This is a genomic window from Trueperella bernardiae (genome assembly GCF_030246965.1).
In the GTDB taxonomy this organism is placed as follows: domain Bacteria; phylum Actinomycetota; class Actinomycetes; order Actinomycetales; family Actinomycetaceae; genus Trueperella; species Trueperella bernardiae.
Genome location: NZ_CP127099.1, coordinates 154998 through 174813, shown reverse-complemented (window position 1 = coordinate 174813; position 19816 = coordinate 154998). Strand labels below are relative to the sequence as shown.

Below are 19816 nucleotides of genomic sequence, written 5' to 3'. Positions count from 1 at the left end.
CCCCCAGACTCACCAGTTAGTTACAGGATCAGCGCGGACTACTCAGTCTTGCTGTGCTCCCGGGGCCCGCGGCGGCCCATCGCGTGGCGCAGCGCCCGGTTGAGCCGCTTCTCCTCCTCGCGCTCGCGCCGGTGGCGGCGTTCGATCGCGAGCTGGCGCTGGAAGGCCTCCTGGGAGCGCTGGTCGAGGTAGACGACGTCGTTGCGCAGGTCCTTGACCAGGGCAAACATGAGCGCCACCACCACGAAGAGGAACGGGGTGGCCGCCACGATGGTCACCGATTGGATGTTGCCGAGGGCACTGTCGCCGCCGGACACGAGCAGGGTGAGCCCGATGGCCGCGGTCAGTAGACCCCACAGGCCGGACAACCACGGGGTAGGCGTGGACTTCCCGCCCTGTGAGATGGAGGCCATGACCGTGGAGGCGGAGTCGGCGGAGGTGATGAAGAAGGTGGCGAGCAACAACACCGCAACCAACCCAAGCACGAACCCACCCGGTAGCGAGTGCAACAGGTTGAACAGCTGCGACTCCACGTTGCCATCGCCGTAGATCGACTCGCCGGCGAGCTCCATCGAGATCGCGGACCCACCGAAGATCGCGAACCACACTGTGGACAGGCCGGCAGGGATGAACATAACACCCATGCAAAACTCGCGCACCGTGCGCCCGCGCGAGATCCGCGCAATAAACATGCCTACGAACGGCGACCACGAGATCCACCAGGCCCAGTAGAAGATCGTCCACCCGGACAGCCAATCGCCGGCAGTGCCGTTAGCGGATTCGGCGGTGCGGCCGGCCATCTCGAAGAAGCGCGACAGGTAGGCGCCCACCGAGCCGGGCAAAAGGTTGAGCTGGGCGATCGTGGGGCCAAGGATGAAGACGGCGACCGCGAGGATCGAGGCGAAGACCATGTTCGCGTTCGACAGGTAGCGGATGCCACGCCCAACGCCAGACATTGCGGAGAGCAGGAAGGCCAGGGTCAGCACGGACACGATCGCCACGATCAGCCCGGTCCCCGGATTCTCCACGATACCGGCCGCGGTCAGGCCCGCCCGGATCTGCAGGGCGCCCAGCCCGAGCGAGCAGGCGGTGCCGAACACAGTGGCAAAGACGGACAGGGAGTCGATGGCCTTACCCAGCGCGCCGTTCGCGTGCTTCTCCCCGATCAGCGGAGTGAAGGCGGCGGAGATCAGCTGCTTGCGCCCGATCCGGTAGGTCGAGTAGGCGATCGCGAGGCCCACGATCGCGTACATGGCCCACGGGTGCAGGGTCCAGTGGAACATCGCGGTGGCCATCGCGGTGCCCACTTCGTTGGGCTGGTGGCCGGGCACGCCGTCGCGGTAGAAGGCGAGCGGCTCGGAGGCGCCGTAGAACATGAGTCCGATCCCCATGCCGGCGGCGAACATCATCGCCACCCACGACGTGTTGGAGAATTCCGGTTGCTCGTTCGCGGCGCCCAGCCGGATCGAGCCGAATTTCGAGGCGGCGATCACGACGACGAATACCACGAACACCGTGGAGAACAGGACGAACGCCCACCCCAGGTTCTCAAGCACCCAGCTGAACATGGCCGAGGCAGCGTTTTCGAAGTTGTCCGGGGCGCCGAGTCCCCAGGCGACCACCGCGATCACCAGTGCCATCGCGGGGATGACCACGGGCCAGCTGATGGAGCCGTCGGCGGTTTCGGAGGCAAGTTCGACTGGTTTTTCTTGAATGTCTGCCGCGTTGATTTCCTTTTCCACTGACAGGAGCGCGGCGAGCTCCGAGGTGGCTGATGAGTTAGCGTCGAGCGGTTCGCTCCAGTTTACGTCCTGATTCTTTTCTTCCATACCTCCATTCTTTGAATAAATTCCGCATATATTCCAGTATTGGGCGCAGACTATGCGATTTCTCTCCCGCCAGGCGGGGCGGCGGGACGGGTCGTGCCCACCGGCACAAGCGAGTAGGCTCGAAGGCATGATGAATTGGATTTGTGGGCGCAAAAAGGCGTCAACCGAGAAGGCGCAGGTGGCTACGGATGAGGCACAGGTGGCCGCGATCGCCGCGGGGAAATCCACTGGCACGTGGGGTGGCATGGTGGCGCCCCCGGCGGCGATGAACTCGGCGCTGGGCGTGCCGCACTGGCTGGCCAAGTATGGGCTCGCCTCCTGGATGCTGATCGGCCTGGGGATCGTGATCGTGGCGATCGCGTGGATCTTGGGCGCGGTCACCGAGGTGTTCCTGGGCGTCTTCCTGTCCTTCGTGCTCACCGCCGTGCTCTACCCGATCGTATCGTGGCTGTCGAAGTACATGCCCCGCACGGCTGCCACCGCGCTCGCCATGCTGTTTGGCTTCATTGTGTTCGGCGGGATGGTCAGCTACGTAGTCTACTCGGTGGCCAACGAATGGGACTCGCTGGCCAATCAGTTTCAGGACGGCGTGAACTCCATCCTCGACTTCTTCACCCGCGACAACCTGCCTTGGCACCTGTCCCGCCAGGACCTGTCCGAGGCGATCTCGAACGCCGTGTCCACGGGCACGGATTGGATCCAGTCCAACGCGGGCACCATCGCGCAGACCGTGCTGGCCAACGCCTCGAACTTCGCCGTCGTCATGACGATCCTGGCTCTGTCGCTGTTCGTCACCTTCTTTTTCCTTGCCCAGGGCCCTCAGATGTGGCTGTGGTTCTTGAACCTGCTCCCGGCGCGCAACCGCTACCGCAGCCACCTGGGCGCGACGGCCGGCTGGGTGGCCTTCTCCGGGTACGCCCGCGGCACCGTCATCATTTCGATCATCAACGGGATCCTGGCCTTCATCTTCTTGTCAATCGTGGGCGTGCCGCTGTCAGCCCCGCTCGCCGTCCTGGTGTTGATCGGCACGTTCATTCCGCTGGTCGGCGCACCGGCGGCGATGGTGGTGGCGATGATCGTAGCGCTGGCGTCGGGCGGCCTGGTCAAGTTCATCGTCGTGGGCGTGGGCATCGCGGGCATTGGCCAGATCGAAGGGCACCTCCTCCAGCCGCTTATCATGGGCCGCCAGGTGGCGCTTCACCCGATCGTGGTGGCGATTGGCGTGGCGGCAGGTGGCTTCGCCGGCGGCCTGGTGGGCGCGGTGATTGCGATCCCGCTCATGGCGATCGCCTGGTCGGTCTACCGCACGCTCCGCCAGGGCGACGAGGAGATGACCGAGCTTCCCGACATCCCGCAGGAGAAGGTGCTCCCTGAAGAGGACTAACCCCTCACCTTTACTTTTGCACCTCGGTAGCGATCGTGGCGTAGCCCTTGTCCATCTGCAGGCCGGCCGTGGAGGAGGCCTCGTTCATCGGCAGTAGCACCACGCGCCCGTCCCTGATCGCGGGCACGTCGGCCAGCGCCGGGTTGCCCAGCAGATCCTCGAAGGGCTCAAGTCCGGCGCCCATGAAATCCTCCACGAACAAGATGTCGGGGCTGGCCTTGAGCAGGGTTTCGGCGTCGATCGGCATGGTACGAGTGATGCCGGCGGCCGCGCCGGCGTCGGTGGCGCCCGCGCGGATCGCCAGGCCGGGCACCACGTTGTTCACGCCCATCGCCATGACCTTGCCCCCGCGCGCGATGAGCTCGAGCACCGCCGGGCTCTTCTTGCTCTCAACCTGCGCCACCTCGGCGTCGATCTGCGCGATCCGCCCCAGGAAATCGTTCGTCAGCCCCGCGGCCGTGACCGGCATCCCCAGTTTCTCGCCCATCTTCTCCACCGCCGCCGCGTACAGCTCCGGGGTGTCGAACTCGTGGCCGTCGAAGTCGAGCACCTCCACGCCGGCTGCGCGCAGCTGCTCGGCCACCCCGCTCTCCGACTCGAAGCGCGCCGTCATCACCACCAGGTCCGGGTTGTAGGACAGGATCTGTTCGGCGTCGGGGTTGATGCCCGTCTCGAGCCGCTCGGTCACCTGCCGCGCGAGCTCCGGGTTCTGCCCCATCGGCGACGCCGCCGACGCCGAAATCACCGCCACGTTCTCCGGCCCAGCGAGCATGAGGACCATGTCGCTGGTCTCGGGGCTGGTGGCCACGATGCGCGTGTAGGCGCTGGTCTCCGTCACGGTATCCGTAGGCTCATCGGTTTGGGTTGTGGTCTCGGCACTTCCCGACGCCGACGGCCCGGCCTCCCCCGAACTCGCCGGCGCGTGGGAGCACGCTGCGAGGGCCAGGACGGCTGCGGCTGCAAGGAGTTTCTTCATGATGTTGACCTTTCGTGAGTCGAAAATGGATAGGAGGGCATGTGATCAGGGGCTTCGCGGAGCCTGCGTGAGCGGTGCTAGAGCGGGGTGACGACGAGCGTGCCGGTGACCGGGGAGGGCCGGACGTCCACGGGCGTGCCGTAGATCTCCTTGATCGCCTCGGGAGTGAGCACCTCGCCTGGCGTGCCGCGGGCCCGCACCCGCGCCCCTCCCAGCCGGGGCTGGAGGAGGACTAGCTCGTCACAGAACCGGGCGGCGAGCGTGAGATCGTGCAGGACGGCGATCACGGTCCGACGCCGGTCGGCCGCCACCCAGGGCCGTAGCACCTTGAGCACGGCCACGGCGTGGGACAGGTCGAGCGCGGAGACCGGCTCATCCAGCAAGAGCAGGGGCGCGTCCTGTGCGAGAGCGCGGGCCAGGCCGGTGAGCTGGCGTTCACCTCCCGAGGTCTGCCGGGTGGGGCGCTCGGCCCAGGCCAGCGCGCCGGTGGCGGCAAGGGCGGACGCGACACGGGCGTCGTCGTCGGCGGAAAGCGAACCGAAGCGCGGGAGGGCGGCATACCGGCCCATCTCCACCACCTCGCGGCCGGTGAAGGCCGAGCCGCGCAGGGATTCCTGGGCGAGGTAGGCCACGAGCTCGGCCCGCCGGCGCGCAGAGAGTCGGGCAAGGCTCTCCCCGCCGACCTCCACCACACCCTCAGCCGGCACCAGCCCCAGGATGGCCTTGACCAGCGTGGACTTGCCCGCGCCGTTCGGACCGATGAGACCCACGATCCGGCCGGCGCCGAGCTCGAGGTGGGCGATGTCCAGCACGGGCCGGTCGCCGTAGCCGGCCCGAAGGCCGCGCAGGCTGACCGCGGCCGCCGCGCGCCCAGCAATCGGCTGCCCGGCGCTCGCCCCGCTCATCGGTGCCCCTCCCTCAGCACGAGGAAGAGCAGCATCGGCGCGCCCACCAGTGCCGTCACCACCCCGGTCTGCAGCACCACGGGGGTGAAGATCATGCGGGCTACGGTGTCGGCGACGATGAGGAACACCGCGCCGAAGATGAAGGACGCGGGGATGAGCATCCGGTAGTTCTCCCCGCGCGCCAGACGAATGAGGTGGGGCACCACCAGCCCGACGAACGAGATCACGCCCGTGGTAGCCACGGCACCGGCGGTGGCGAGCGCCGCGAAGGCCAGCACCGTGTGCGACACCCGCCGCACCGCCACCCCCGAGCTCTGGGCCGTCGAGGCGCCGAGGGAGAGCATGTTGAGCTCGCGGGCGTGTAGGCCCACGCCGATCGCGCCGATCACCACGGGCGCCACTACCAGCGCGACGTCGGACATCGTGCGCCCGGCGAGGTCGCCGTTCAGCCAGAAGATGGCCGAGCGGGCGTTTTCGGCGTCGGGGGCGTTGGCGATCGTGGCGGCGATGATAGCGCCGAGGAAGGAGTTGAGAGCCACGCCCACCAGCAGGATCGTGGCCGTGGACGCCCGCGGGCCGCGCGCCCCCACCAGCTGCACGAGCCCAGTGGCGGCCAACGCCCCGGCGAACGCGCCGAGCGGCAGCAGGGCCGGATGCGCGAGCGAGGCCCCGGACACGATGACGACCACCGCGACCGCGGCCGCTCCCGTCCCCACCCCGGTGATCCCCGGCTCGGCGAGCGGGTTGCGGAACACGGCCTGCATGGCGGCCCCGGCCACCGCGAGCGCCCCGCCCACGAGCGCGGCCATGAGCACGCGTGGGAGGCGGATGTGGGTGATGAGGGCGTCGGAGGCGGGGGCATCAGCGCCGGTGATGGCACGGGAGAGGGCGGCGGCGACGTCGGCTGGCGGGGTGAGGATCGGGCCGATGGCAACGGCGAGGAGCATAGCGACACCGAGGGCCACGCACCCGATGAGGAGCCCGCGCTTGCTCATGGCAACCTCCTCGCACTCTCGTTGCCATCTGGACCGTTTCAGCCTACGCACTCTCCGCCGGCGCGTCGAACGGAGGGCCGATCAGCTTAGCGACATGCGCGCGGCAACCGGTCACCTAAGGCGCCCACCCCGCCGGCCGCGACCCGCACCCAACGCCCCAGCGCGGCATCGGGAGAAAGCCCGGAAAAGCCGCGCCACGGCGTCGCGAAAAAGGCCCCCGCCACCACCGCCGAGCCCGCGGGCGGACCGCCTAGCCACGCCCCCGGCGGCGCGCTACGATGTGATGAACAACGCGAAAGGATCACCCATGACCACCTTCGTTGACGTGACGAACATGTCGCGCTGGATCTTCAGCACCGGCGTGGAGAAGATCATCTCCGGGATGATGGACTACCTCGAAGCCGACTTCCTCAACTGGGACTCGTTCGAGAAGATCCCGCGCGTGGCCAGCCACTCCCCGATCGGGGTGATCGAGCTGATGCCCACGTCGAACTCGGAGGAGTACTCGTTCAAGTACGTCAACGGCCACCCGTCCAACCCAGCGCGCGGCTTCCAGACGGTCACGGCGTTCGGCGTGCTCGCCGACGTCGACAACGGCTATCCGACCTTCCTCGCCGAGATGACCCTGCTCACCGCCCTGCGCACGGCCGCGTGCTCCGCGCTCGTGGCACGCACGCTGGCCCGCCCGGACTCGCACGTCCACGCCCTCATCGGCTCGGGTTCGCAGTCGGAATTCCAGGCGCTCGGCATGCGCGCCGCGCTCGGCCTGGAGGAGCTGCGCATCTACGACATCGACCCGCACGCCATGGAAAAATTCCACCGCAACCTCGCCCCGCTGGGCTTTACGATCACGGTGTGCGACAGCGTGGACGACGCCGTGGCCGGGGCCGACGTCATCACCGTCTGCACCGCCGACAAGGCCAACAACACCATCCTGTCGGATGCGCAGGTGCGACCCGGCGTGCACCTCAACGCGATCGGCGGGGACTGTCCGGGCAAAACCGAGCTCGAAGCCGCGATCCTTGAGCGCTCCACTGTGTTCGTGGAATTCACCCCGCAAACCCGCATCGAGGGCGAGATCCAGCAGATGGCCCCGGACTTCTCCGTGACCGAGTTCGCCGACGTCCTGGCGGGTAAGGCGCCCGGGCGGACGTCGGCAGACGAGATCACCCTGTTCGACTCCGTTGGCTTCGCCATGAGCGACTTCTCCGCCCTGCGCTACACGCGCGACTCCGTGGCCGGCACCAGCTACTTCGACGACATCGAGCTGGTCGCCGAACCCGACGACCCCAAGGACCTGTTCTCCCTCATCGTGCCCTCGCTTCATCCGGTGGGCTGATGGGGATCACGGCGCGGCGCGCTAGGTTTGATGCGTGTTGATTGCCGCGATCGCCTTGACCCTGGGAGCGCTGGCCTATGCCAGCGTTCTGACCGAGGCCGCCCTCGGCTACCCGCTCTCCCCCACGGTGTCGTATTTGTCCGAGCTGTCGGCGGCGGACCAGGCGTCCTCCGCGCTCGTGCGCTCGATGGATGCGGCTGCGGGGGTGGCGTTCGCGGCCGTCGGGTTTTACTTGTGGTCACGACGCCGTGGCGCGGCGCGCGACCTCCTGCCCGGGGTGCGCTGGGGGTTAGGCCACGCGGGTGAGCTGGATGCGGAGCTGGCGGGAGCGCGCGGCGGGCTGCTGGGCGGTGCCGGGGTTGGCGGCCGGCTGGCCAGGCTCGTGCCGGAGCGGGTGCTCGTAGCACTGGTGCCGGGCGGGATGGCGCTGTCCGGAGTCGCCACCGTGTTGGACGCCGCCTTCCCCATGGACTGTGCCGAATCCGTGCCCTCGTGCCGGGCACAACTCGAGGCCGGCACGTCGTTCAGCCACCTCGCCCATACGGTGACGTCGTCGCTGGCGGGGCTCGGACTGGTCGCGGTGGCGGTGGGCGCGCTGCTCGCCGGCACGCGGGTGATGCGGGCCGTGGGGGCCGTGGTGGTGGGGGCGATGGGCGTGGAGCTCGTGACGATCGCCGCCGGGTGGCCGGTCGGGATCGCGCAGCGCGTGCAGGTGGCGGCGTCCGTCGTCCTCATGCTGGTGATTGCGGCACGGATGGGAGGTGGACATGTGGGTGATCCTGCCCGGACTGGCTCTCGCTCCGCGTGACTACGCGCCGCTCGCCGCGCTCCTTCGCGGGCGCGTCATCGTGGCCGACCAGTGGGCCGTGCCCCTCACCTCGGAGGATCTGCCGCGCGCCCTCGGACTCCCCGACCGCGGCACCGAGCGGCTCGACCTTATCGGCCACTCGCTCGGCGGGCTCGCCGCCCTCTCCTTAGCCCTGGACGGCGCAGACTCTCTCACCCTGCTCGACCCCACCACCCTCGGCGAGGCCAGCTCCCACGTACGCGTTCCCCGGTTCGCCGCCCCGCTCGGAGCGCTGGCCCGCGCGGCGGCCATGCTTGCCCTGACGGGGAAGGACCCGATTTCCGGGGCCGAGCGGCAGGCGCGCTACGGCACGCCCGCCGGCCTCGAGGCCATCACCTTCCAGCTCGCCGAGCTTGCCCGCCTGCAGGATCGGATCTCTCAGAAGCTGGGCCACCCGCTTCCGCCCACGTTGCACGTGTGCGCTCTCCCCCACCCGGGGGCGAGCTCGCATCGCTCGGCCCAGCGCGCGTTCGCGCGCCAGATCGGCAGCGAGCTCATCGAGGCACGCGGCTGGAACCACCTGTTCCCGCTCACGCACCCGGCCGAGGTGGCGGAGTTGATCCTGGCCGGCCCATCTACTCGCCAGCCGCCCGCCAACTGACCCGCCGGCACCGGCACCCTACTGGGCGGGTTTGACGAACGGGAACGCCAGCGTGTCGCGGATCGTGCCGTCCACCAGGAACATCGTCAGCCGGTCGATGCCAATCCCGAGCCCGCCGGTGGGCCGCATGCCGAACTCGAGGGCGCTCAAGAACTCCTCGTCAACCTCCATCGCCTCGGCGTCCCCGGCGGCAGCCAGCAGGGACTGGCGGGTGAGGCGGTCGCGCTGGTCGATCGGGTCGGTCAGCTCGGTGTACGCGGTGCCGAGCTCCATGCCGAAGGCCACGAGGTCCCAGCGCTCGGCCAGCCCGGGAACGGAGCGGTGCGGGGCGGTGAGCGGCGAGGTCTCCACGGGGAAGTCGAGGTAGAAGGTCGGCTCCTCGGTCTGGGACTCCACCAGCTCGTCGTACAGCTCGGTCACCATCGCGCCGGGCGTAGCGTGCAGGCCCACCTCGATGTCGAACTTCTTGCACAGCTCACGCAGCTCCTCCGCGCTCGTCTCGGCGGTGACGCGCTGGCCGCAGGCCTCGGAGACGGCGTCGTGAACCGTGATTGAGCGCCACGGGCCGGAGATATCGAGCCAGCCGCCGCCCGGGCGCGGCACGCGCGGCGAGCCGTGCACCGCGGTGGCGGCGGCGATGATGAGCTCGCGGGTGAGGTCGCGCATCGTGAGGTAGTCGCCGTAGGCCTCGTATGCCTCGAGCGACGTGAACTCGGGGTTGTGCGTGGAGTCGGCGCCCTCATTGCGGAAGTTGCGTCCGAGTTCGAACACACGCTCCACGCCCGCCACGCACAGCCGCTTGAGGAACAGTTCGGGGGCGATACGCATGGTGAGGTTGAGGTCGTAAGCGTTGATGTGGGTGGCGAACGGACGGGCGTTCGCGCCGCCGTGCACGCGTTGGAGGATCGGGGTCTCGACCTCGATGTAGTCCCGGCCGGCCAGGAAGTCGCGCACGGCCTTCACCGCCGCCGACCTCGTGTACAGGCGCGTCCACGCCCCCGCGTCGGTGGCCAGGTACATGTGGCGGTTGCGCAGGCGGGCCTCGGGGTCGGCCACGCCGCGGAACTTGTCCGGCGGCGCCACCAGCGACTTCGCCGCCATGGTCCAAGACTCCACTGCGAAGGTGGGCTCGCCGGTACGGGAGACGCCGAGGCGCCCGGTCACGGACACCACGTCCCCACGGTCCACGCCCGCACGCCACAGCGCCATGTCGGCCGCGCCTGAGCGCTCGAGGCTGATCTGCAGCTCGTCGGTGCCCTCGCGCAGATCGGCGAAAATGATGCCGCCGTGGTCGCGGATGCGCAGGATGCGCCCCACGATCGAGATCTCGCCCACGACGCCGTCCGCGCCCGTCGCGTCAACAGCGCCCGTTGCGTCCGCGCCAGGCCCGGACGCAACCGGACCCCGCTTGACCTGCGCGATCGAGGCCGTGTGCGGGACGGCGGGCGGGTAGGCATCCATGCCGGCCGCCTCAAGGGTGGCGAGCTTGGCGATTCGCACGCGCTGCTGCTCGTTGCGCTTGGGCTCGATCGCAGGCGGGTTGAGCAGCTCGTCGAGGATAGGTTGCATGCGCGCCACAACGTCGCCCACATACGTTGCCGACTCCTGGGCGGCGTTGCGGCGGCGGAAGGCCTGGGGGACGTCGGGCACGAAGCCTTCGGCCCGCCCGCACGCGATGAGGGCGCGGGTGAGTTGCTGGGCCGAGCTGTAACACATGAGGCGGCGCTTCCACACCGGGTTGTACTTGGCGTTCGACTCGTACAGCGAGTGCAACTGCCACCAGCGCGAGGCCAGCATGAGGATGCGGTAGTTGAGGCGCTGCAACGGGGTGGCGCCCACGCGCTCGCTGACCTCGAAGGCCGAGCGGAACATGGCGAAGTTGAGCGAGATACGGTCAATCGCAAGGTTTTCGGCGTTCTGCATGAGCTCGGTCATCATGAGCTCGTTGACGCCGGAGGCCGCGTCCGGCGAGCGGCGCATGAGGTCCAGCGACACCCCGCGCTTGCCCCACGGTACGAACGTGAGAAGGGAGCGGACCTCGCCCCCGGCGTCGTGGGCGGTGACGACGAGGATGCGGGGGTCGCGCGGGTCGCCCAGCCGGCCGAGCGCCATGGAGAAGCCGCGCTCGTCGCCCACGCGCCAACGCTCGGCGCAGGCGGCCAGCTCGGCCAGCTCGGCGGCGTCGATCTCCTCCTGGCGGCGGATCTTCACGGTGTAACCCGCATTGCGCGGGCCGGCGATCGCGCGGCGGACGGGCTTGTTCTTCGACAGGGAGAAGTCGGCGGGGTAGATGACCGACTCATCCCCCATCGCGATGAGGTGCATGCCGGCGTCCTGGTAGGCGCGGGCGCCCTCTTCGGAGGCGGAAATAACGGCGGGCACCCAACTGTAGCGGCGGGCCACCAACTGCCAGGTGGCAATCGCCTCCGGCCACGAGCGCCGATCACCCAGCGGGTCGCCGCCCGCCAACGCCACGCCGTTGGTCACCTTCCACGAGATCGCCGCCCGGCCGTTGGGGCTGGTGGTGAGCCGGCGGTCGTCGCGGGTGGCGAAGTAGGACAGGGAGTCGGCGTCGTCATCGTGAAGGAGTATCGTGCGCGCGGTGACCTCCGAATCAACCTGGCGGGCCACCTGGCGGGCGTCGGCGCGAAAGAAGGTGGAGATCGCGCCAAGCAGGCCGGCGACCACGATGATCTCGACGATGAGGAAGGTCCACCAGCCGGCGTCGTAGGAGACGTCGTAGGGGTGGCCGGTCGGGTCGGCGCTAACGATCGCGGCGGCCGCCCACTTCGCCGCGTCGAGGTAGGGCATGTGGTGGACCATGACGGCGCTGAGGAAGCCGTACCCGTATCCCAGGCCAAGCCCGCCGAGGCCGACCGCGAGCGCCCGCCACCATGCCCCGCGTACGAGCCGCCCCGGGAACGCCGCGCGCGCCCACAGCAGCACGATGATCGACGCGAGTGCGAAGAGTGTGGCGGCGACAAAGAGGAAGTATTCCAGGCGCTCCACGCCCAGCTCGGCAAGGTCGTGCCACATTGGGATGACCGCCACGGCAAGGGCGAGGGTGGTCACCTGGAAGACGACGAGGAAGCCAATCATCGCGGCGCGCTGGCGGCGCATGAAGCCGGAGGCCAGCATGGCGTTGATGAGGCCCCAGATGAGGGAGGGGTCGGAGTAGATGTTCGTCAGCCAAAAGAAGTCGGAGATCGCGGCCGCGGTGCCGGGAGCGATGCGCTCAACCAGCAGGCCCACGATATTCCACACGGCCACCACCTGAAGGAGGAAGGTGAAGAAGCGCGCGACTGCCTCTTGGCTGGCGCGCGCGGGCTGACACGGTAGGTCCACATCCATCGATGTATGCATAGGACAATCCTATGACTCGACCCTCTGCGCGCCCGTCATACCGTGGTACAGCCGCGGGACCGCCCTCCTCAGACCTCACGATTTGCGCAAGCAAACTCTGACGTAAAGACGGACATTTTCCCAGATCCTGGCTATGTGCGCGCGAAGTGTTTCACTAAGATAGGGAGAAGAAATCGACAACAAGGATGTTTATGATTGCGCTTACACTCTTTCAGCCTTCGACCACGGCGATCGCCGGGTCGTCGCTGATCACTGCTCTTGTTAGCCTCCTGCCCCTCGTATTCTTCTTCGTCGCGCTCGGGGTGTTTTCCATCCCCACACACTGGTGCGCGCTCGGCGCCCTTGTGGTGGCGCTGATCGTGGCCACGGTCGGCTTCGACATGCCGGCGGCGATGGCGGGCATGTCCGCCGTTGAAGGCGCGGCCTTCGGCCTCATCCCGATCATCTACATCGTGGTGATGGCCGTGTGGCTGTACAACCTCACCGACCGCTCCGGCCGCGCCGCTGACGTCCAGGCCGTCTTCTCGGCCGTGGGCAAAGGAGACAAGCGCATCCAGGGCCTCCTCATCGGCTACGCGTTCTGCGGCCTACTCGAGGGCCTGGCCGGCTTCGGCGCCCCCGTGGCGATCGCCTGCACGATGATGTGGGCGCTCGGCCTGCCCCCGATCCGCGCCGCGCTCGCCGTCATGGTAGGCAACGCTCTCAACGTCGGGTTCGGCGCGATGGCGATCCCGGTCACCACCGTGGCCAAACTCGGCGGCGAAGACCCGAACCTGGTGGGCGCCACCATGGGCCGCATCACCCCGATCCTGCTCATCATCGTCCCCTTCCTCATGCTGTTCATCATGGACGGCATGCGCGGGATCAGGGACGGCTGGCTCGCCGCGATCGTCGCCTGGGCCGGCATGGCCGCCGGCGTGGGGCTCACCTCCAACTTCCTGTCCTACGAGCTCGCCGCCGTGGTCGGCTCCCTGCTCTCCTTCGCCGCGCTCGCCGCGCTGCTACGTTTTTGGACGCCGACGACGCCCGAGGACTTGCGTTCCCCCGCGCCCACCGAGCAACTTTCGGGCAGCCGGATCATGCTCGGCCTCCTGCCGTACTGGCTGGTGGTCATCGTCTTCGCGGTGGCCAAGCTGTGGCGCATCGGGGTGGACGTGCCGGCCGCCCTGGCCTCCACCGACATCTCCTTCGTCTGGCCGGGCCTGGCCGACGTCATGGGGCTGAACGGCCAGCAGAACACGTCGGTGACCTTCACCCTGCCCTGGCTGTCCTCGCCCGGCACGATGCTCTTCTTCACCGGTCTGGTGGTGGCGATCGCGTACTCGCGCTCGGAGGGACGTTTCGAGCTGCCGTTTGCCACCGGCATGCGCACGCTCGTCACCACCGTGGTCAACCTGCGCATCGCGATCCTCACGATCTGCCTGGTCATGGCCCTGGCCTACGTCATGAACTTCTCCGGCCAGACCGTGGCGATCGGCGCGTGGCTGGCCGGCACGGGCGCCGCCTTCGCCTTCCTCTCCCCCATGCTCGGCTGGATCGGCACCGCCGTGACCGGCTCGGCCACCTCGGCCGGCGCCCTGTTCGGAAACCTGCAGGCCACCGCCGCCCAGGCGGCCGACCTGCCCACCCGCCTCCTCCTCGGCGTCAACGAGATCGGCGGCGGCATCGGCAAAATCGTCAGCCCCCAGAACCTCGCGATCGCGGCAGGCGCCGTGAAGTCCGAGGGCTCCGAGTCGGAGATCTTGCGCAAGGCCGCCCCCTACTCTCTTACCCTCATCGTCCTGCTGGGCCTCATCACGGTCCTCGCCTCCAACGGAATCCTCGGATTCCTCATCGCATAGAAAGGTTCACCATGAGAATCGCGCTTTTCTCCACCTGCATGAACGACCTCATGTTCCCGCAGGCCGCGCAAGCAACGGTGCATCTCCTCCGCCGCCTCGGCCACGAGGTCGTCTTCCCCGAGGATCAGGCATGTTGCGGCCAGATGCACATCAACACCGGCTACTACCCCGAGGCCCTGCCCCTCATTGAGAATCACGTGCGCACGTTCGCCCCCGTGCTCGACGGCGAGTGGGACGCGATCGTGGCCCCCTCCGGCTCGTGCACCGGCTCGATCCGCACCCAGCAGGCGATGGTGGCCCGCGAACTCGGCCACACGGACCTCGCCACCAAGGCCGAGAAGATCGCCGAGAAGACGTACGACCTGCCCGAACTCATCGTGGACGTGCTCGGCATGGTCGACGTCGGGGCCTACTTCCCCCACCGCGTCACCTACCACACCACCTGCCACTCGCTGCGCGTGGCAAAGGTGGGCGACAAGCCGCTCCAGCTCATCCAGGCCGTGGAGGGCATCGACTACGTCCCGCTTCCCGACGCCGACGTGTGCTGCGGCTTCGGCGGCACGTTCTCGGTGAAGAACCCCGACGTGTCCTCGGCCATGCTCACCGACAAGATGGCCAACATCAAGTCCACCGGCGCCGAAATCCTCGTGGCCGGCGACTACTCGTGCCTCATGAACATCGCCGGCGGCCTGTCCCGCACACGCTCCGGAATCCGCGCCATGCACCTGGCCGAGGTGCTCGCCGGCAGCCAGGATGACCCGTTCATCGCCCCGGCCACAACCACGAAGGTAGGTGCCTAATGTTGAACATCAAGGAACTGGGCTCGAAGCTGGGGCTCAACCCCGCCGACTGGGCCGAAAAGGACATCGCCGAAACCGAGCTCGGCTGGGTGCCCGGCCACCCCATTCCCAACGACCCGCTCCGCTGGGGTCAGTCCTTCCGTGAAGGCTCAGAGGAAACCCTGCGCAACACGCAGATGCGGCGCAACCTCGGGTATGCCACCGGCAAGATCCGCACCAAGCGCAACACGCGCGTGGAGGAAATGCCCGACTGGGAGGCGCTGCGCGAATCGGCGTCGAACATCAAGCGCACCGTGGCCGCGAACTGGGTCGAGCTGCTCGAACAGTTCGAGGCGAACGTGACCGCCAAGGGCGGCGTCGTGCACTGGGCGCGCGACGCCGATGAGGCCAACCGCATCGTCTACGACCTGGTCAAGGCGAAGGGCGTGGACGAGGTGGTCAAGGTCAAGTCCATGGCCACGCAGGAGATCAACCTCAACGAATACCTGGGCGAGCGCGGGATCCAGGCGTGGGAGACCGACCTGGCCGAGATGATCGTCCAGCTGTCGGAGGACATGCCCTCGCACGTCGTCGTGCCCGCGATCCACCGCAACCGCGCCGAGGTCAAGGCGATCTTCGAGGCGCGCATGGACGACGCCGGGGAGCTCACCCACGAGCCGCGCGTGCTCGCCATGGCGGCCCGCGCCCACCTGCGCAAGAAGTTCCTCTCCGCGAAGGTGGCGATCTCGGGCGCGAACATCGGCGTGGCCGAGACCGGGACCGTGGCGATCTACGAATCCGAGGGCAACGGCCGCATGTGCCTCACCCTGCCCGAAACCCTCATCACGGTCATGGGCATCGAAAAGCTGGTGCCGCACTTCCAGGACATCGAGGTGTTCTCCCAGCTCCTGCCCCGCTCCGCCACCGGCGAGCGCATGAACCCCTACACCTCCTTCTGGACGGGCGTCACGGAGGGCGACGGCCCGCAGGAGTTCCACCTCATCCTCATGGACAACGGGCGCACCAACGTGCTGCACGACCCGGTGGGCCGTGAAGCCCTCAAATGCATCCGCTGCGCGGCCTGCATGAACATCTGCCCCGTGTACCGCGTGACGGGCGGGCACGCCTACAATTCGGTCTACCCCGGGCCGATCGGCGCGATCCTCACCCCGCAGCTGCTGGGCGCCACGGACCGCAAGGACCCGGCCTCCACACTCCCGTTCGCCTCGACCCTGTGTGGGGCGTGCTACGACGTGTGCCCGGTCAAGATCAACATCCCCGACATCCTGGTCCACCTGCGCCACAAGTACGCCGAAGCCAACCGGGGCGGCATCCCCGACAAGTGGGACATCGGCATGAAGGCCACGTCCAAGATCATGAGATCGGGCAAGGCCATGGAGGCGGCCGGCAAGGCCGTGACCACCGGCCGTGTGGCCGCCGGCAAGGATCGCAAGATCGGCTACCTGCCCCTGCCGGTGGCCAAGGACTGGACCCGCGCCCGCGACATCCCCGCCCCGCCCGCACAATCCTTCCGCGATTGGTGGCACGAAGAGGGCTGCTGCGGTGGCAAAGGCTCGGAGGGCTGCTGTGGCGGCCATGAAGGAGGTGCGCGATGAGCGCCAAGGACGTGATTTTGAACCGCATCCGTAACGTCGGCCCGATCCCCACCCCGGAGATCCCGCGCGACTACCGCTTCGGCACCGACGCCTCGCGCGCGGTCGTCATCGACGAGATGGAAGAGGCCCTTATCGACTACACCGCGGTGGTCAAGCGCGTGAGTCCGGACGGGATCGCCGCCGCGATCGACGAGCTGCTCGACGACTGCTCGAGCGTGGTAGTGCCCGCCGGCCTGCCCGCCGAGTGGCAGGAGGCCGCCGGCAAGGGCCGGGAGGTTCGCGTGGACGAGCCGGCGCTTTCCAAGGCCGAGCTTGATTCCATCGACGCCGTCCTCACCGCCTCGCGCGTGGCCGTGGCTAACTCGGGCACGATCATGCTTGACGGCCAGGCCGATCAGGGCCGGCGCGCGATCACGCTGGTGCCGGACACGCACGTCGTCGTGCTCGAAGCCGACGCCATCAAGGCCACCCTCCCCGAGGCCGTGGCCGTGCTGGGCGAGAACCCCACCCGGCCCACCACGTGGATCGCGGGCCCGTCGGCCACCTCGGACATCGAGCTGGTGCGCGTGGACGGGGTGCACGGGCCGCGCAACCTGCGGGTGATCATCGTCGAGCGGTAGGCCACACGTAGGCAACAGGGCGCGGGCCCCGGGAGCGATCCCGGGGCCCTCGCCTGCTGAGCGTGCAGTTACTTCTTCACGTCCCAACGGGGGTCGGCCTTAACGCCCTTCTCAATGAGGCGCGGGTCGGCAGACATCGGCGTGCGCGGCTTGGGGTAGCGCTTGTCTTCCTTCCACCAGGGCATCCAGCCCACCCAGCCGTGCGCGGGAGGGGTTGGCGATTCGGGCTCGAAGCCCAGCTCGGCCGGGGTTTCCTTGATCGTGTCGACCAGGAAGTACTTGTCGGCGTCGTCGAAATTGTCCTTGACGATGTCGCGGAACTCCTTGTGCTCGTGGTACAGGCCGTCGCGTAGCGGGTGACGGCCAGTTTTAACCATCTTGTAAATCCAGTAGACGAACAACGCCACGTTGGAAATCAGCGCCGCCCACGCGCACACCTCGTTGGCGAACGGGTCCATCGTGGAGAAGTTGTGCATCTTCCCCGGCGGCACGAAGAACTCGGCGAGCAGGTTGTTCACCGCGATCCAGAACATGAGGGTGAAGCAGCGGAACCAGATCCACTGCCCGCGCGCCCACGTGAACGCTGGGATCGTGCACGCCAACAGCAGGGCGAGCGTGGCGTACCACGTGTAGTCGGACAGGGAGTTGTAGAGGAAGGCGTGGTTCCACAGGTCATAGGCGATGACCCACGGCCAGACCATGTCAACCCAGATCAGCCCGCGCACCTTGTCCTTGCCGTTGGCCTTCTTCATGCCCGGCGAGGTGATCATGATCTTGCCCAGACCCGTGATCGTGATGATGTTGAGCAGGCCCGCAATCGCGGTGATGATGTTCCAGTACCCGCCAATCGTGCGGAAGCCGGTGGCCGGGTCGATGCCCACGTTGTTCGCTTCGAAGTTCGCGGCGAGCGCCTGGTACCACTCGGGACTGTGGAGGGTGGCCGTGATCCCGCGGGCCTCGGGCAGGCCGGCCAGCATGTCGCGGGCCGAGCCGTCGTTGATCGCCTGCAGGCAGGCCGGGTCGGCGGCGCAGGCGTTATACGTGTCGGCCTCGAAGAAAATTGTGATGTCGCGGATGTTGGCCTCCATGATGTTGAGGGCCAACCCCAGCCAAAGCGCCACACCAAACCAGATCGCGTAACGGTGGGCCTTGAGCGGGTTGCGCTTGCCGTACCACAGCAGATAGCCGGTCATCGTGGCGGTGGCCACCATGATCGCGAACTTGCCGAACGGGAACCAGCCCACGATCGGGATCGCATACTTGATCGCGAACGGCATCGCGAGCACGCCACCCACCGTCCACAGCACAAACACCGTCCACGGCCACCTGCGATGCACCTCCGCGATCGCCACCTGCGCGACGAACACCACCAGCCATGTCACGTACACAATGGGAGTTCCTATCTCCCACAAAAAGAGCGAGTCCACGTCATTTCTCCTACCGCCGCGCGCCCTTGCGCAGCCCCGCGGCGTCGCCATTGACGCCTAGAAACAGTGGCATTAGCGTATACCCAGCTCACAGGCACGCTTTAAGGACCTCAGTCCCCACAAATGTGCACGAGGTCACAGTAAGCTCTTCTTCAACCAAAATGCGTGCGGTGGCATTCGTGGCGTCCGACGACGACGTCGGCCCGGCCCGTCGTCGTCGTTCGCAACAGATTCCAACGAAGGAAGAAGCACAATGCAAGCGAAGTCCGCATTGAAGATCCTTGCGCCGATCGGGCTCGCCGGCCTGGGCGGCATGATCACATTCAGCCAGCTCACCGGCAAAGCCACCCCCGAGGAAAACGCCTGGTACTACCCGGCCGACGACCTCATCGACGCCCACTACACCAACGGCCGCTCCTCAACCTACGCGATCGACATCGACGCGCCCGCCTACGCCGTCTACCGCATCATCAAGCAAATCGGCGCCAACCGCACCGGCTCATTCAGCTCGGACCTGCTCGAACGCGTCTTCGCCCGGCTCCCCTTCTACAACTCCTACGAAATCCAGGAAGAATACCAGCAGCCCGATTCGCTCATGCCCGGCGACAACGCCGCATTCGACTTCCACGGGATGTCGATGGAGTGGACCGACGTCGTACCCGGAAAGTACCTCGTGGAATGGGTAGACACGAAGTCCGCGCCCATGGCCCCCGGATCGTATGCCTTCCGCTTCCCCGGCATGAAACACTTCGCCGCAGCCTGGTGCTTCTACCTCATGCCACTCAAGGGCGAGCGCACCCGCCTCATCAACCACTGGCGCATCGGATTCGAGCCCAACGGCAAGATCATCTCCGCTATCAATTGGACCAACATCGAGCTCATCGGCGGCGTCATGGCCCACCTGCAAAACATCTACATCAAGCGCGTAGCCGAGTTCCGCAAGAAGGAAACCCTGGGCGGCAAGGCCATGCGCAAGGTCTTCGGCGGCGGGATCATCAACACCGGCACCCCGGCCGGCCGATACGACGGCACCCCGCTCTTCGACAACACCTACACGCAATGGTTCCAGTACGGACGCCAGCGGCCCTCCGTGCTCGACATCCGCGAACCCGTCACCGACAACCCAAATTGGCCGCCCACGGGCCCGGACACGCCCTGGGCCGACGTCGTCGACGAAGAGTACTTCGTGGACTGGGAAGAGCCCGAATTCTCCTGGGACGAGCAGATCCGCCAGAAGATGGAACGCACCTACCTCAAGGGCTGGGGCAAGAAGACGCCGAGCGAGGGTAAATAG

Annotated in this window: 15 protein-coding genes; 9 read left to right on the top strand and 6 right to left on the bottom strand. The window is 67.6% G+C overall.

Annotation, left to right across the window (positions count from 1 at the left end):
- Positions 1-38: 38 nt before the first annotated feature.
- Positions 39-1829, bottom strand: a complete 1791-nt coding sequence (locus QPC17_RS00835) for a BCCT family transporter (RefSeq protein ID WP_101923818.1) — start codon at positions 1827-1829, stop codon at positions 39-41.
- Positions 1830-1956: 127 nt separating this feature from the next.
- Between QPC17_RS00835 and QPC17_RS00830 the strand changes: the two genes are divergently transcribed.
- Positions 1957-3213 (top strand): AI-2E family transporter, encoded by a 1257-nt coding sequence (locus tag QPC17_RS00830; RefSeq protein WP_068539284.1) that lies wholly within the window; start codon positions 1957-1959, stop codon positions 3211-3213.
- 10 nt (positions 3214-3223) lie between these two features.
- Here the strand turns inward: QPC17_RS00830 and QPC17_RS00825 are convergent, their stop codons facing one another.
- The 3 genes from QPC17_RS00825 to QPC17_RS00815 all read right to left on the bottom strand — a co-directional run bounded on the left by QPC17_RS00825 (position 3224) and on the right by QPC17_RS00815 (position 6089).
- Complete coding sequence (locus QPC17_RS00825) at positions 3224-4189, bottom strand: ABC transporter substrate-binding protein (protein WP_101923817.1); 966 nt, start codon at positions 4187-4189, stop codon at positions 3224-3226.
- A gap of 77 nt (positions 4190-4266) precedes the next feature.
- Entirely contained in the window at positions 4267-5094 is an 828-nt protein-coding gene (locus QPC17_RS00820) for an ABC transporter ATP-binding protein (protein WP_285347363.1), read from the bottom strand.
- Positions 5091-6089 carry a FecCD family ABC transporter permease gene (locus QPC17_RS00815; protein WP_062613981.1) on the bottom strand — a complete coding sequence of 333 codons (999 nt, stop codon included), beginning with the start codon at positions 6087-6089 and terminating at the stop codon, positions 5091-5093. Before QPC17_RS00815 ends, QPC17_RS00820 begins: the two co-directional genes overlap by 4 nt.
- Positions 6090-6396: 307 nt before the next feature.
- On the opposite strand from QPC17_RS00815, the gene ocd reads away from it, so the two are divergent.
- From ocd to QPC17_RS00800, 3 genes are read left to right on the top strand one after another with little or no spacing between them, the layout of a single operon-like run.
- Positions 6397-7428 (top strand): ornithine cyclodeaminase, encoded by a 1032-nt coding sequence (gene ocd / locus QPC17_RS00810; protein ID WP_285347362.1) that lies wholly within the window; start codon positions 6397-6399, stop codon positions 7426-7428.
- Between the two features lie 34 nt (positions 7429-7462).
- The gene (locus tag QPC17_RS00805; protein WP_148132384.1) at positions 7463-8236 is read left to right on the top strand and encodes a DUF998 domain-containing protein; all 774 of its coding nucleotides are present in this window, start codon (positions 7463-7465) and stop codon (positions 8234-8236) included.
- The gene (locus QPC17_RS00800; protein WP_083200650.1) at positions 8196-8876 is read left to right on the top strand and encodes an alpha/beta fold hydrolase; all 681 of its coding nucleotides are present in this window, start codon (positions 8196-8198) and stop codon (positions 8874-8876) included. Before QPC17_RS00805 ends, QPC17_RS00800 begins: the two co-directional genes overlap by 41 nt.
- Positions 8877-8894: 18 nt before the next feature.
- Here the strand turns inward: QPC17_RS00800 and lysX are convergent, their stop codons facing one another.
- Entirely contained in the window at positions 8895-12239 is a 3345-nt protein-coding gene (lysX, locus tag QPC17_RS00795) for a bifunctional lysylphosphatidylglycerol synthetase/lysine--tRNA ligase LysX (protein WP_285347361.1), read from the bottom strand.
- A gap of 191 nt (positions 12240-12430) precedes the next feature.
- Between lysX and QPC17_RS00790 the strand changes: the two genes are divergently transcribed.
- From QPC17_RS00790 to QPC17_RS00775, 4 genes are read left to right on the top strand one after another with little or no spacing between them, the layout of a single operon-like run.
- Entirely contained in the window at positions 12431-14080 is a 1650-nt protein-coding gene (locus QPC17_RS00790; RefSeq protein ID WP_371440122.1) for an L-lactate permease, read from the top strand.
- Positions 14081-14091: 11 nt separating this feature from the next.
- Entirely contained in the window at positions 14092-14880 is a 789-nt protein-coding gene (locus QPC17_RS00785; RefSeq protein WP_062613976.1) for a (Fe-S)-binding protein, read from the top strand.
- A complete protein-coding gene (locus tag QPC17_RS00780; RefSeq protein ID WP_062613975.1) occupies positions 14880-16475 on the top strand; it encodes a LutB/LldF family L-lactate oxidation iron-sulfur protein in 1596 nt (531 codons plus the stop codon). The genes QPC17_RS00785 and QPC17_RS00780 overlap by 1 nt, the downstream gene beginning before the upstream one ends.
- Entirely contained in the window at positions 16472-17095 is a 624-nt protein-coding gene (locus QPC17_RS00775) for a LutC/YkgG family protein (RefSeq protein WP_070445737.1), read from the top strand. Before QPC17_RS00780 ends, QPC17_RS00775 begins: the two co-directional genes overlap by 4 nt.
- A gap of 68 nt (positions 17096-17163) precedes the next feature.
- On the opposite strand, the gene QPC17_RS00770 is transcribed toward QPC17_RS00775, so the two are convergent.
- Positions 17164-18522 (bottom strand): DUF5692 family protein, encoded by a 1359-nt coding sequence (locus tag QPC17_RS00770; protein WP_068539298.1) that lies wholly within the window; start codon positions 18520-18522, stop codon positions 17164-17166.
- Between the two features lie 253 nt (positions 18523-18775).
- Here QPC17_RS00770 and QPC17_RS00765 point away from each other — a divergent pair, with 253 nt between their 5' ends.
- Complete coding sequence (locus QPC17_RS00765; protein ID WP_276786884.1) at positions 18776-19816, top strand: hypothetical protein; 1041 nt, start codon at positions 18776-18778, stop codon at positions 19814-19816.